The sequence below is a fragment of the Deltaproteobacteria bacterium genome, from assembly GCA_016875225.1.
Lineage (GTDB): Bacteria > Myxococcota_A > UBA9160 > SZUA-336 > SZUA-336 > VGRW01.
In genome coordinates, this window is record VGRW01000090.1 from 1 (window position 1) to 13,064 (window position 13,064).

Below are 13,064 nucleotides of genomic sequence, written 5' to 3' on the forward strand. Positions count from 1 at the left end.
GGGACAGACCCTGTCCCGGACGCGCGACTGGCCGGTTTTGACCCGGCCACGACTGGCCGGTTTTGAGGTGGCCACTGAGGGCGAGCTCGGCTTCGAGCAAGCCATCGAGGAAACGGTGCGGCGGGTGCGTGGCCTTCGCCGCGTTCGCCACGTGTTCGCCCAACGCTTCGGCCGCGTGCACCAGACCGAGCTTGGTGAGTCGCTCGCGCGTCTGATCCAGATCGACCTGGGGTGGCCTCTTCGGCAGCGGCGGCAGCGCGTCCGTCGTCATCGCGCCACCCCCGCAAGCGCTGCGTAGAAGTCGATCGGCCGCTGCGCCGGAGCCATCGCCAGGATCTCGGCGAGTCGCTGCCCCATGCGCCCGACCGGCACCGGCGCCGACACGCGCTCGGTGCTCTCGCCCTCGTAGTGACTCGGGTCGAGCACGATCCGCGCTCGCGTCGCGCGCGCATGCTCCGCCACGACTGCGCCCTCGGCCCAGACCTGCACCGTCGCCGAGCAGCCGCGCACCTCCACCACCTGCTCCGCGAAGCGAAACGGCACGCTGTACGTGCGCCCCTCGAACGCCACCGTTGAATCGCGGCCGACGCGCCGCTGCGCGACCAGGTCAAACGGCTCGGGCAGATGCTCGGGCAGCGGAGTCAGCCGCTTCTGCTCCGCTTGGAAGCTCTCCCACACGCTCGCGCCCGTCGCGGGACAGATCCGCTTCTCGGCGCTCCTCTGCACCGCCGCGTCGGTCGCCGCCTGAAGCTCGACCAGATCGCGCCAGCTACGGCGGCGCGGATCGAAGCCCGCCTTGTGCGCGAGGATTCGGCGCTCCACCTTGCCCTTGTCCTCGGGCGTGTACGGCCGTGCCGCGTCGACGTGGAAGCGCAGCGCCCGCGCATACGTCGCGTAGCGCTCGTTCACCACGCCCCGCGGCCCCGCGCCCGTCGCGATCGCCGTCTTGGTGTTGTCGACGCGGATCACGCCCGGCACGCCACCCAGTCGCTGCAGCGCCGCGTTGTGCACCGTCAGCCAGGCCAGCTCGTCCGTGCGCTCCGACCACACGATCGCCTCGTGGCGCGAGTGCGAGAGCACCAGGTGAAACGCGAACAGATCGCGCGGCGCCGCCGCGACCACCACCCCGCGAAACTCCGCCCAGTCCGCTTGCGCCTGCGCGCCCGGCGGCGTCTCGACCCGCCGCCGCACCCGGATCTTGGGCGCGGGGTACTGCGCCCGCACGAAGCGCTGCACCGCCTTGTAGCTGCCCGCGTAGCCGTGCTCCGCCACCAGCCACTCGTACAGCGCCAAGCCGTTCGCGCCGCGCCCCGCGGCCATCCCACGCATCCACTCGCCGATCGCCTCGGCGAACGGCGCGACCGACGACACCTGGTCCGCACGCCGGTCTCGCGCTCGTGTCTTTAGCCGCTCGAGCCGGTAGCGCACCGCCTTTTCGTCGACCCCGAGCTGCCGCGCGATCGCCCGCATGCTCATGCCCCGCTCGTAAAGAACTCCGATCGTCACCACTTCCTCCCGTCTCAGCCGGCGCTCCATCCGACCTCCCCCGTGGAGATCGTGGACCGCCCGGCCTTACCGGGAGGTGCGGAAATCTGGGTGTCCTCTTACGCCTCGGATATCACGTCCTCTGACAACTGGAGCTCTCGGCGCGACGCCTACGCTCGCGAGCTCCGAAGAGAAGCTGCCGATCCTCGAGCAGGTCGGCGGGGACTTCAAAGCGCCGAGCAGTCTGGGTCGCGATGTGAGTCTCGCCGAATTCCGCGGCAAGGTCGTTCTGCTCTTCTTCGGCTACACCAGCTGCCAGGACGTATGTCCGGTCACGCTCGCGCACCTGAAGGATCTCGTGAAGCAGCTGGGGCCCGCGGCGGACGGCGCGCAGGTCCTGTCCGTCACGGTGGACCCCGAAGTCGACACGGCCGAGGTGCTCGCGAAGTATCTGCCGCAGTTCGACGCTCGCTTCGTCGGCCTGACCGGAACTCGCGATCAGATCGACCAGATCGCCGGTCTCTATCTGGCGGAGCACCATCGCACGCACGACGTCGAGATCAGCACCGAGCACCACCGCTCCAAGGCGTATACCGAGAAGTCTTACCTCTACACCCACGCGCAGCAGATCTACCTGCTCGATGCCGCGGGCCGCGTGCGTGGCCTCTATTTCTCCGGGTCTCCGCTTGCCGAGATGGAGAGCGCCGTGCGCTCGCTACTCACGGAGCAGGCTTCGGGCGCGTCCGACGATCTGGGATCCAAGAGCGATTCGGGAGAGGAGGCGTCCCCCGCCGACCCTCGACACTCACATCACGGGCGGGGCATTGAGGAGAACGACAGATGAGACGAGTCACGTACGTGTTCCTGGCCGTGGCGGTCGGCATCTGCGCGACCACTGCGCAGGCCGACAAGCCCTCGAAGGCGAAGGGGCTGCCGCGCGTGAAGCAGGAGCTGGTGGCACCGCCGATGGTGCCGAAGCACTCCATCAAGGCCGAGGGCGGTCCGAAGATCGTCGAGGTCCGCATGGAGGTCGAAGAGCTCAAGATCGTGATCGACCCCGAAGGGACGACGGTCCAGGCGATGACCTTCAACGGCACCGTCCCGGGGCCGCTGATCGTCGTCCACGAGGGTGACTACGTGGAGCTCACTCTGGTCAATCGCTCGAGGAAGGCGCCCGGCGTGGAGAATCCCGAGTACTGGACCGGCTTCTCCGGCAACGTGATGAGCCACAAGATCGACTTCCACGCCGCCACTGGAGCTCTCGGCGGAGCCGGCCTAACGCTAATCGCGCCGGGCCAGGAGGCAGTGCTGCGCTTCAAGGCGACCCGGCCAGGTGTCTTCGTCTACCACTGCGCGCCGGGCGGGGCGATGATTCCCTACCACGTCGTTGCCGGCATGAACGGCGCGATCATGGTGCTGCCGCGGAACGGCCTGAAGGACGGCAAGGGGAACCCCCTCAGCTACGACAAGGCCTATTACATCGGCGAGCAGGACTTCTACGTGCCCAAGGGTTCGGACGGAAAGTACAAGAGCTACGACTCACCGCTCACGGCGATGCCCGACATGCTCGAGACGATGCTCACCAACAATCCGAGCCACGTGGTGTTCAACGGTGCCGTCGGCGCGCTCACCGGCGATCACTCGCTGAAGTCGAAGGTCGGCGAGACGGTCATGTTCATCCACTCGCAGGCGAACCGCGACACGCGCCCGCACCTGATCGGTGGCCACGGCAGCTACGTCTGGGCTACCGGCTCCTTCAACGATCCTCCGGACACGAACCAGGAGACCTGGTTCATCCCCGGCGGGACCGCGGGCGCCGCCATCTATACCTTCGAGCAGCCGGGCCTGTACGTGTACCTCAACCACAACCTGATCGACGCGGTGCTGAAGGGAGCCGCCGCGCACGTGAAGGTCGAGGGTGAGTGGAACAACGACCTGATGGAGCAGGTCAAGGCTCCGGGTCCGATCGAGACCAAGTGAGCGACGCGACGCGCTCAACCGAGCGCGTCGCGATTCGCCTCCCACCAAGCATCGAGCTCGGGCAGGAAGTAGCGCAGCCGGACCTTCTTGTACTCCTCGACGCTGAACAGAACCGTGTAGTCGGAGATCGCGACCTCGTTCGCGAGTCGCGAAGCGATCGCCAGGCAGGCCTCGCGCGTCTGTGCGTGAAGCATGCTGTACAGCGTGTAGGGAAAGCCCGGGATCGCGTTTCGCGCGTAGCAGTGACTCACCTCGGGCGCTGCGGCCAGCGCCCTCCCGATCCGCTGCAGGTCGGGGTCGGCGACGTTCCAAACCGCCATTCCGTTCGCGCGCACGCCCGCCTTGCGGTGCCGCAGCGTGCCGACGTAGCGGCGGATCGCGCCGCCGAGATGCGAGCGCGCGAAGTCCAGCAGCTCCCCGGTCGAGCAGCCGCAGGCGCGCGCGAGCTCGTCGAAGGGGCGACTCTCGAGCGGAAGCGGCGTCTGGAGCGCGCGGAAGATCCCCTGCTCGCGCTTGCCGGGTCGGAAGGCTGCGACCGCGGCGATCTCCTGCGCGTCGGTCTGGTTGGTCCCGCTCTCGAGGTCGAAGTTCACGCCGATCTTGAACGTCGCCGTGCGCCGCAGCGCGTGGAAGGCGTCGACCCCGGCCGCTGCTGCGAGCGCCCGCAGCGTCGCGTCGAGCCCCATCTGCTCGGGAACGGCGATCGTGAACCAGAGGTTGTAGGCGTGCTCGCGCAGGTAGTTGTGCGTGACCGTGGGGTGTGCGCTCACGACCTCGACCACGCGCGCGAGGTCGGCCGGCGGCACGGCACACGCCACGAGCGCGCTGTCGTAGCCGAGCGCGCTGCCCTCGAGCACCGCCGAGATCTCGCGCAGCAGCCCAGATTCCCGGAGCGCGCGGAGCTCGGCGAGCACCTCGTCCTCGTGGAATCCCAGGTCGGCGGCGATCGCGGCGAACGTCTCTTCGATGAACGGCACCTCGTGCTGCACGCGACGCAGTAGCCGATTCCGGTCTGCCTCCGAAAGTCCCATTCCTAGAGTCCGATCCGGAACGCGCGCCAGACGCCGAAGATCCCCGACGGCGAGGCGAGCTCCTCGACGTCCTCGATCTGGTGCGTGGTCGCGTTCACGAGCAAGAGTTTGTTGTCGCGGTTCGCCGTGACCAACACGTGCGATCCGCGTGGCGTGAAGTCCATGTGGTAGATGCGTCCTCCCAGTCGAATCGTGTCCTTGATCGCGAGTGACTCGACGTCGATCACCTGCACGAACGCGTCGTCCTCCTCGCCCGAGAAGCTGACCCAGATCTCGCGCTCCGTCGGCGAACGCACCGCGTAGACCGGGTGCCCGCGCACGGGGAGCGAGCTCCGGAACGCGAGCGTCGCTCGGTCGAGCACGGCGAGTCGCTTCTCGCCGACGAGCGGGACGAAGACGCGATCCCCGGCCACCGCCCAGGAGGCCATGTGCGGCAGTTTCGCGGGCGCGCCGCGCGCGAAGCTCGGATCACCGAAGTCGACCACCCGCACACCGGCCTCGGGATGCGCGAGGTCGAGCACCGAGACCTTCGGCGACTCGAGGTGCCCGACCAGGTAGTGCCGTCCGTCGGGCGTGATCATCGCGTCGTAGGGCATCGCCTGGGGCGTCGGGATGCGGCGCTCGATCGGGAAGTCCGGCTTGGACGCGTCGACCACCCAGATCTCCCCGGCCTCGATCAGAACGCAGACGAAGCGGTTGCCGGGAGCGTCCACCACGCCGGTGACCCGGCTCTCGAGCGTCTGGCCGTCGCGCACGTACTTCGCCGGGTGCTTTGCGAGCACCTTCAGGTCGCGTGCGTCGAGTATGGTGAGCCCGCCGGGCACGTACTCGGCGACGGCGAGGAATCGCCCATCCTGGCTGATCGCGTTGTCGATCGAGTTCTGCGAGGTCAGGACCTCGCCGGCAGCGGCGACCTTCTCGAGGTCGATCCGCGTCACCTTTCCGCCTCGCGTCGCGAGGAATCCTGAGCGCAGATCCGGAGTGAACGTCATGGTCGCGTGACTGAGGTCGCCGAGCCCCTCGATGCGGCCGGGCAGGAGCGCGCGCTGGTCCAGGTCGTAGACGGCGAGTCGCCCCGAGGCCCGCTCGACCACGAACACGCGCGAACCGACGCCGGACGCGTGCGCGATCGCCACGCCTGCGACGAGCGCGAGCGCAGCCGCGGCGAGCCCGCGCGCCAACCGCCTCAATTTCGCGCCGCCCGGACGCTCGCCTCCGCGACGCCGATCTCGTGGTCCTCGAGCACGCAGGCGGGGTCCGGCGCCCAGATGTCGCCGTCGCGCGCGAGCGCGCGCTCCCGGTGCGAGCCGCGACACAAAGAGCGGTAGCTGCACGCCCCGCAGCGGCCCTTCAGGTGCGCGAGTCGGTCGCGGAGCTGCTCCCGGAGTGGATGCTTCAGGATCTCCGCGAACGGCGTCGTCCGCACGTCGCCGAGAACTGCCGCGCGCCAGAACTGGTCGGGGTGCACGCGCCCGCGGTGGTCCACCGACAGGATGCGCTCGCCGGCGGAGTTCCCGCCGCGCTCGAGCAGGAGCTTCGCTACCGGCGCGGCGGATTCGGAGCCGTAGCGCGTCTCGATCCAGCGCAGCAGGAACGGCCCGTCGGAGTCGTTCGACCCGGTCACCACGCGCGTGGCGACGCCGCGATCGAGCCAGCGCTCCGCGGTCTCGAACAGACCCAGAAGCAGCGATCGCGCCTCGGAGCGATCGAGGTCGTCGGACACGAGCTTCGCGCCGCGGCCCGAGTCGACCAGGTGCGAGACGTAGAAGCGATCCGCGCCGCACTCGAGCGCGACCTCGGCCACGCCGTCGAGCTGATCGGCATTGCGCCGCGTGAGCGTCATGCGCACCCCCGTGCGCATCCCCGCGCCGCGTGCGAAGCCGAGCCCGCGGACGGCGCGATCGAAGCCACCGGGAAGCCCGCGGTACGAATCGTTCCAGCTTCCGAGTCCGTCGAGGCTCACGCCCACGTACCCGACGCCGCCGTCGGCGAGGCGCCGCGCGATCGGCTCGTCGATCAGCACGCCATTGGTCGAGAGCTGCGGCGCGAGACCGACCTCGCGCGCGCGAGACAGAAGCGTGAAGAGGTCCGGACGCAGCAGCGGCTCGCCGCCGCTCAGGATCAACACGCGCACTCCGGCGCGGGCCATCTGCTCGATCAGCTTCAGTCCCTCGTCCGTGTCCAGGTCGTGCGGCGACGGCTGCGACGTCGCCGCGGCGTAGCAGTGCGGGCAGCTCATGTTGCAGTGGATTCCGACGTTCCAGACCACCACGAACGGCGCGTCCCCGGCGGGCGCGAAGCGCGCGGGCGCGCGCGCTCCGACGTCCGCCCCCGAGACGGAGCGGCGCGCAACCTCGAGCAGATCGCTGACGGGGAGCATCTCGCTAGACTAACCTACATGCCCGCACCGCTCACGCTTCGAATCCGGTTGCTCGTCCTCTCACTCCTGGCCGCCGCCCCAGCGCTCGCCTCCGAAACGCCCGACGCCGCGGCCGCCTACCAGGAGCGCTGCGCGTCTTGTCACGGCGAGCGCCGCTACGGCGGCTATGCGCCGCCACTCCTTCCCGACCTGCTCGCGCGAAGGGACGACGAGGCCCTGGCCGCGCTGATCCGCGACGGGCTCCCCGCGACCCAGATGCCGGCGTTCCGGGACGTGCTGGACGACGCGACCACCAAAGGCCTGGTCGCGCTGCTGCGAACGCCGGTCGGGCCGATCACTTGGGGAAGGGACGAAATCGCGCAGAGTCGCGTCGAGATTCCCGCGGGCGTGGACCGGATGCCGCCCGAAGTGCGGCGCGAGAACGCGATCCTGGTCGTCGAGCGCGACGCGGGTCGGATCGCGGTGCTGGACGGCGACTCGTTTCGCGAGCTCGACCGCTTCGACGCGGGCAAGGTCCACGGCGGCCCGAAATTCGACGCCGCGTTCACGAAGTTCGTGGCGACGACGCGCGACGGCACCGTCACGCTCTACGACCTGTCGCGCGGGCGCCCGGTCGCGCGGATCAAGGTCGCCGTAAATACGCGCAACCTCGCGATCTCCGCGGCCGGGGATCGGATCGTGGTCGCGAACCAGCTGCCCGCGTCGCTGGTCGTGCTCGACGGCGAGCTTCGCCCGCTCGCCACGCTCCCGCTCGACGGCCAGCCGAGCGGCGTGTACGCGCTGCCGGGCGAGGACCGCTTCGTGCTGACGCTGCGCGACTCGCCTCGGATGATCTTCTTCTCGCCGCGCGACCTCGCGCTTCGAGAGGTCGGACTTCCGGAGCCGTTCGAGGACTTCGCCTTCGTTCCCGGGACCAGGCAGCTCGTCGCGAGCTCGCGCGGCGGGAAGCGGCTCGTGCTCTGGGATCTCGAGAAGGGCGCCGAGGTCGGGGCACTGGCGACGGAGGGTCTGCCTCACCTCTTCTCCGCGTGCTTCTTCGAGCGCGAGGGCGTGCAGTACGCCGCATTCAATCACATGGGCGCGGCAAAGCTCTCGATCGTCCGGCTCGACCGCTTCGAGGTCGTGAAGGAGATCGCGCTGCGGGGTGCGGGCTACTTCGCGCGCACCCACCCGGGAACGCCGTTCCTCTGGGTCGACACCAACACCGAAGCGGTTCAGCTGTTGCGCAAGGACACGCTCGAGCTCGAAGCGCAGACGCTCGTGCCCGCGCCCGGCAAGATCGCGATGCACACCGAGTTCACGGCAAAGGGCGATCGCGCGCTCGTCAGTGTCTGGCACGCGGACGGGGCCGTCGTCGTCTACGACTCCAAATCCCTCGCGGAGGTCGCGCGCCTGCCCTTCGCGATGCCCGTCGGCAAGTACAATGCCTGGAACAAGACGCGCCTCGAGCCGTGAGCCGCGCCAGAGAAGGAGCCGAAATGCGCCGCGCCGATCCCCTCTCCGTGCTGTGGATCCCCGTATTCGTGGCGATCCTCGCCTGCGCCCCGGCGTCGTCCGCCCGCGACGACGCCCCGCCCGAGATCGCCGAAGCGAAGAACCCGGTCGTGCTCGACGCTGCGAAGCAGAAGTACTTCGCCAAGCAATTCAAGGCGAACTGCGCCCGCTGCCACGGAGCGAGCGGCGACGGCGGCGGCGACGACGCGGCCGCGCAGCCGGTTCCCCCGGCCAACTTCAGGGATCGAGCGCGGATGGCGACGCGCAGCGACGGGCAGCTCTACTGGCAGATCCTGAAGGGCGGCGCGCCGCGAAGCGAGATGCCGGCTTTCGGCCCCGGCTCCGACAAGTCGTGGGGCGACGAGAAGATCTGGGGGATGGTCGCGTTCCTTCGCACGCTCACCGAAAAGAAGTAGTCACTTCCCCGCTGTCTGCGGCACGTGGCACATGTTGCAGTCGTAGCGGCTCCCCAAGAGCTCCTTCCGTGCCTCGTACCCCTTGATCACCGTCGCCATCGGCTCGCCCGGGCCTCCGTCTGCCACGATCGGACGCTGGAAGTGGCTCTTCGGCGTCGGCACGTCCTTCTTCCCGGTCGCGTTCTCGGGCAGGTGACACTCGAGGCAATCGTTCGAATCGCGCGTGATCGGGAGCATGCTCTCCATCTCGTGCGGGACCTGCGGCGGAGCGCCCGGGAAGGAGCGCTCGAGCAGCTTCGATTCGCCGGGCGCGGTCTCGAGGTACTTCTCCTGCGCCTGGGGGGCCGTCGAGGTGATCTCGACGTCGCGGAAGCGCACGTCGCGGCCATCGTCGACCTCCTTCTCCGGAGCCGTGCCGGTGCTCGCGGCCAGGAATGCGAAGGCGCCGATGGCTGCGAGCAGCGAAACGGCGCTGGGACTCATGCGGCGTCGCATGTCGACCTCCTGTTCGGATCGGGTGAAATCGGCTTGGACAGCTCCCGCAGCACGCGCTCGGTGTTGTCGACGTCCGAGGGCGCCGCAGGCTCCGGCCTCGGCCTGGGGATCAGGCGCGAGAGCAGCTCGCGGCGAGACAGGCTCGTGTCCGAGTCACTCATGCCGGAAGCTTCCTCACGCGGCAGGCGCACTTCTTGAAGTCGGTCTGCTTCGAGATCGGGCAGGTCGCGTCGAGCGTGAGCTTGTTGATCAGGAGGTTCTCGTCGAACCAGGGCACGAACACGAGCCCCTTCGGGGGCAGGTTTCTCCCCTCCGTCTCGATCCGCGCCCGGACCGAGCCGCGCCGCGATTCGAGCAGCGCCTCCTCGCCGCGGGCGAGCCCGCGCGCGCTGGCGTCCTCGGGATGCATGTACAGCTTCGCGTGGGGCACGGCGCGGTCGAGCTCGGGCACGCGCTTGGTCATCGAGCCGGAATGCCAGTGCTCGAGCACGCGCCCGGTCGAGAGCCAGAGATCGTACTCGGCATCCGGTGACTCGGCTGGAGGCGCGTAGGGCCGGAAGAAGATCTTCGCCTTGCCGGTTAGATCGACGGGAGCGCCCGTCGGGCCGCCCGCAGGGATGGTCTTCGCGGCCTTGCCGTAGAAGTTGAACCCCTCGCCGGGCTTCACGTACGGGTCATGGCCTTCGCTGTAGCGCCAGCGTGTCTCGCGCCCGTTCACCACCGGCCAACGCAGCCCGCGCACCTTGTGATAGGTGTCGAACTCCGCGAGGTCGTGGCCGTTGCCGAGGCCGAACTTGCGGTACTCCTGCCAGAGCGCCTTGTGCACGAAGAAGCCGAGGCGCTCCGCGACGTCGTTGGAGCGGCCTTCCGCGATCGGATCCGGCCAGGCGAAGGCCTTGTTCGCCTCGGTCGCGAAGAGCGCGTCGTAGAGCGTCTGGTCGGGGCGATAGCCGAGCTTCAATGCCGCCTCGAGCACGCTCGGAAGCTTTCCGTCCTCGTAGCCGGCCTCCTTCAGGCCCGGCAGCGGCTGATCCTTCCAGACTTCGGCGAGCGTGAAACGCTTGGAGAACTCGAGCAGCTGCCAGACGTCGGCCCTCGCCTCGCCGGGTGCCTTCACCTGCTGGCGCCAATGCTGCCCGCGCCGCTCCGAGTTCCCGTACGCGCCCCACTTCTCGAAGATCATCGCCGCTGGAAGCACGAGGTCCGCCACCTTCGCGGAGACCGTCGGGTACACGTCCGAGACGACGATGAAGTTGTCGCCCTCGCGCGCGGCCTCGAGCCAGGGATTGATGTTCGGGTAGTCCTGGAACGGATTGGTCACGAGCGACCAGAAGAAGCGCACCTGACCCGACTTCAGCTGGCGCATCATCGCGACCGCGTGCGTGCCGATCTTGGGGTTGAGCGTCTTCGCGGGCAGCTTCCAGTGCCCCTCGGTGATCTCGCGGTGCTTGGGGTTGTTCACGACCATGTCGGCCGGCAGCCGGTGCGCGAACACGCCGACCTCGCGCGCCGTCCCGCACGCGGACGGCTGGCCGGTGAGCGAGAAGGCGCCCGAGCCCGGCGTCGAGATCTTCCCGCCGAGCAGGTGCAGCATGTAGGCCTGCTCGTTGACCCAGGTGCCGCGCGTGTGCTGGTTGAAGCCCATGGTCCAGAACGAGAGCACCTTGAGTGCGGGATCCGAGTAGATCTCCGCGAGCTCGACGAGCTGCTCCTTGGGCACGCCCGAGAGCTTGCTCACGTAGTCGGCGTCGTAGGGCGCGACCGACTTCTCGAACTCCTCGCGGCTGATGGTCCAGTGCGCGTCCGGAGTCGCGCGGTTCGCCTGCCCCTGCTCGAGCGGGTGGTCGTCCGGAAGCCCGTAGCCGATGTCCGTCGGCCCGGCCGCGAAGACGCAGTGCTTGTTCACGAAGTCCCAGTTCACCCGGCCCTTCTCGAGCATGTGGCGCGCGATGAAGTTCATGATCGCCAGGTCCGTCTGGGGGCGGAACACGATCTCGAGATCCGCCGCGTCGCTGGTGCGGTTGCTGAAGGTGGTCAGGTTCACGATCCGGGTCTTCTCATGCGTGAGCTTCCGGTCCGAGACCCGCGACCAGAGCACCGGGTGGCACTCGGCCATGTTCGCGCCCCAACACACGATCGCGTCGGCGTGCTCGATGTCGTCGTAGCAGCCGGGGGGCTCGTCCATGCCGAAGGTCTGCATGAACCCCGCGACCGCCGAGGCCATGCAGTGCCGCGCGTTCGGGTCGAGGTTGTTGGAGCGGAACCCCGCCTTCATCAGCTTGGCCGCGACGTAGCCCTCGTCGACCGTGAACTGCCCCGATCCGAAGATCGCGACGCTCGAAGGGCCGAGCGTGTCGTAGTACTGCTTCCACTTCGCGGCCATGACGTCGAAGGCCTGCTCCCAGCTCACCGGCGTGAAGCGGCCGTTCTTGTCGTACTTGCCGTTCTTCATGCGCAGCAGGGGCTTGGTGAGCCGGTCCTCGCCGTACTGGATCTTCGCGTTCGCGTAGCCCTTGATGCAGTTGATTCCGCGGTTCACCGGCGACTCGGGGTCGCCCTTCACCGCAACGACGCGCCCTTCCTTCGTCGCAACCAGGATCCCGCAGCCGACGCCGCAGAAGCGACAGGCTGATTTGTCCCAGGTCCAGCCCGCCTCGACGTCCAGCTTGTCCGCGGCCGCGAGCGCGTCTCGCGTCACGGGCAGACCGAAGGTCGTCGCTACCGACGCAGCGACCGCGGTCTTCAGGAAATCACGCCGTGTGTGACTGATGGGTGCCCCTCGTCTTCGAAGACGTGCACCGCCATCTCGGCGGAGATCACGTCGGGAAGTGCCTGGATCGCGCGCAGCCGGTCGGCACAGCCGTCCGTGCTGGTTGCCTCGATCGTGAGGACGAGGCGGCCGGCCGGGTCCACCTGATGGACCTCGACACCCGGCAGCGCGCCGACGGCCGCAGTCACGTCCCGGAGACGGTCTCCCCGACAGATGACGAGCACGCCCGACACGATCACGCCTTCCCTCCCGAGCTGCCCTGATCGCGTGCACGAATCAGGCCAGTCGCTCGTCGGATCTGGCGCAGTCCCGGTGAGTTACTCGGACACGCTCGCTCACGCAGCGCGTCTCGATGTCCCACGTCAGCGGGGTCGGTAGCGGAGCTCGCCGAGCGTGATCGCGATCGCGACCTTCGACATCAGCGTGAAGCAGAGCGCGCCGATGCCCCAGACCCCCGCTCCGACGAGGATCTCGTTCGCGCTCGGCGCATAGCGGTAGACCTCGCCGAGCGCGTCGGGCGTGAGACCGGGCAGCAGCAGTCCCAGACCCTTCTCGGTGAAGACGCCCACGATGGCGAGGACGCAGCCCGCGCTCAGCACACGCAGCCGGTTGCGCAGCGAAGGAACCAGGAAGATCGCAAACGCGATCGAGTTGCAGGCCAGCGCGAGCCAGGTGTAGCCGGCAATCCCGTGCTCCTCGAGGCCGAACCACTGGAACTCGGCATGGATCGTGTGGGCGCTGGCGGAGGCCGAGTAGAAGTCGCGGAACACCTCGCAGGCCAGGAAGAACAGGTTGGCGGCCATCGCGTACGCGAGCAGCTCTCCGATCTTGCGCAGCGCCTCGTCGGAGATCTTGATCGGCCGCACCGAGCGCAGGATCTGGAAGATCAGCACCAGGAGCGCCGGGCCGGAGCAGAAGGCGCTGGCCAGGAAGCGCGGCGCCAGGATCGCGCTGTTCCAGAACGGCCGCGCCTTCAGACCCATGAACAGGAACGCGGTCACGGTGTGGATGCT

General features: G+C 68.7%; 13 protein-coding genes. 4 read left to right on the forward strand and 9 right to left on the reverse strand.

Features of this window, described 5'->3' with window-relative positions; genetic code table 11:
* Both FJ108_15870 and FJ108_15875 read right to left on the reverse strand, forming a co-directional pair.
* A partial coding sequence (locus FJ108_15870; GenBank protein ID MBM4337362.1) for a hypothetical protein occupies positions 1-271 on the reverse strand: 271 nt, incomplete at its 3' end.
* Entirely contained in the window at positions 268-1,536 is a 1,269-nt protein-coding gene (locus FJ108_15875) for an IS21 family transposase (GenBank protein ID MBM4337363.1), read from the reverse strand. The genes FJ108_15870 and FJ108_15875, both read right to left, overlap by 4 nt.
* A gap of 46 nt (positions 1,537-1,582) precedes the next feature.
* On the opposite strand from FJ108_15875, the gene FJ108_15880 reads away from it, so the two are divergent.
* Both FJ108_15880 and nirK read left to right on the forward strand, forming a co-directional pair.
* On the forward strand, positions 1,583-2,329 hold the full coding sequence (locus tag FJ108_15880) for an SCO family protein (protein MBM4337364.1): 747 nt from the start codon (positions 1,583-1,585) through the stop codon (positions 2,327-2,329).
* Positions 2,326-3,465 carry a nitrite reductase, copper-containing gene (nirK, locus tag FJ108_15885; GenBank protein MBM4337365.1) on the forward strand — a complete coding sequence of 380 codons (1,140 nt, stop codon included), beginning with the start codon at positions 2,326-2,328 and terminating at the stop codon, positions 3,463-3,465. The genes FJ108_15880 and nirK overlap by 4 nt, the downstream gene beginning before the upstream one ends.
* Before the next feature lie 14 nt (positions 3,466-3,479).
* Here the strand turns inward: nirK and FJ108_15890 are convergent, their stop codons facing one another.
* Genes FJ108_15890 through FJ108_15900 form a run of 3 tightly spaced genes read right to left on the reverse strand, consistent with a single transcriptional unit; the run spans position 3,480 to position 6,876 of the window.
* Positions 3,480-4,454 carry an Lrp/AsnC family transcriptional regulator gene (locus tag FJ108_15890; GenBank protein MBM4337366.1) on the reverse strand — a complete coding sequence of 325 codons (975 nt, stop codon included), beginning with the start codon at positions 4,452-4,454 and terminating at the stop codon, positions 3,480-3,482.
* Positions 4,455-4,498: 44 nt separating this feature from the next.
* Positions 4,499-5,839 (reverse strand): protein nirF, encoded by a 1,341-nt coding sequence (locus tag FJ108_15895; protein MBM4337367.1) that lies wholly within the window; start codon positions 5,837-5,839, stop codon positions 4,499-4,501.
* A complete protein-coding gene (locus FJ108_15900) occupies positions 5,683-6,876 on the reverse strand; it encodes a radical SAM protein (protein ID MBM4337368.1) in 1,194 nt (397 codons plus the stop codon). The genes FJ108_15895 and FJ108_15900 overlap by 157 nt, the downstream gene beginning before the upstream one ends.
* A gap of 18 nt (positions 6,877-6,894) precedes the next feature.
* On the opposite strand from FJ108_15900, the gene FJ108_15905 reads away from it, so the two are divergent.
* Together FJ108_15905 and FJ108_15910 are read left to right on the forward strand one after the other, a co-directional pair.
* Positions 6,895-8,331 carry a cytochrome C oxidase Cbb3 gene (locus FJ108_15905; GenBank protein MBM4337369.1) on the forward strand — a complete coding sequence of 479 codons (1,437 nt, stop codon included), beginning with the start codon at positions 6,895-6,897 and terminating at the stop codon, positions 8,329-8,331.
* A 23-nt stretch (positions 8,332-8,354) separates the two neighbouring features.
* Entirely contained in the window at positions 8,355-8,786 is a 432-nt protein-coding gene (locus tag FJ108_15910) for a c-type cytochrome (protein ID MBM4337370.1), read from the forward strand.
* Here FJ108_15910 and FJ108_15915 read toward each other — a convergent pair whose 3' ends face one another.
* The 4 genes from FJ108_15915 to FJ108_15930 all read right to left on the reverse strand — a co-directional run.
* Complete coding sequence (locus FJ108_15915) at positions 8,787-9,281, reverse strand: hypothetical protein (protein MBM4337371.1); 495 nt, start codon at positions 9,279-9,281, stop codon at positions 8,787-8,789. It lies immediately after the preceding gene.
* Positions 9,282-9,438: 157 nt separating this feature from the next.
* On the reverse strand, positions 9,439-12,051 hold the full coding sequence (gene napA / locus FJ108_15920; protein ID MBM4337372.1) for a nitrate reductase catalytic subunit NapA: 2,613 nt from the start codon (positions 12,049-12,051) through the stop codon (positions 9,439-9,441).
* Entirely contained in the window at positions 12,024-12,290 is a 267-nt protein-coding gene (locus FJ108_15925) for a nitrate reductase formation protein NapD (GenBank protein MBM4337373.1), read from the reverse strand. The genes napA and FJ108_15925 overlap by 28 nt, the downstream gene beginning before the upstream one ends.
* A gap of 123 nt (positions 12,291-12,413) precedes the next feature.
* A partial coding sequence (locus FJ108_15930; protein ID MBM4337374.1) for a polysulfide reductase occupies positions 12,414-13,064 on the reverse strand: 651 nt, incomplete at its 5' end.

What these genes read in the sequence shown, in the direction of transcription:
- FJ108_15875 (MBM4337363.1), bottom strand. Translation starts at nt 1,536, where the DNA reads ATGGAGCGCCGGCTGAGACGGGAGGAAGTGGTGACGATCGGAGTTCTT.
- nirK (MBM4337365.1), top strand. Translation starts at nt 2,326, where the DNA reads ATGAGACGAGTCACGTACGTGTTCCTGGCCGTGGCGGTCGGCATCTGC.
- FJ108_15900 (MBM4337368.1), bottom strand. Translation starts at nt 6,876, where the DNA reads ATGCTCCCCGTCAGCGATCTGCTCGAGGTTGCGCGCCGCTCCGTCTCG.
- FJ108_15905 (MBM4337369.1), top strand. Translation starts at nt 6,895, where the DNA reads ATGCCCGCACCGCTCACGCTTCGAATCCGGTTGCTCGTCCTCTCACTC.
- FJ108_15910 (MBM4337370.1), top strand. Translation starts at nt 8,355, where the DNA reads ATGCGCCGCGCCGATCCCCTCTCCGTGCTGTGGATCCCCGTATTCGTG.
- FJ108_15915 (MBM4337371.1), bottom strand. Translation starts at nt 9,281, where the DNA reads ATGCGACGCCGCATGAGTCCCAGCGCCGTTTCGCTGCTCGCAGCCATC.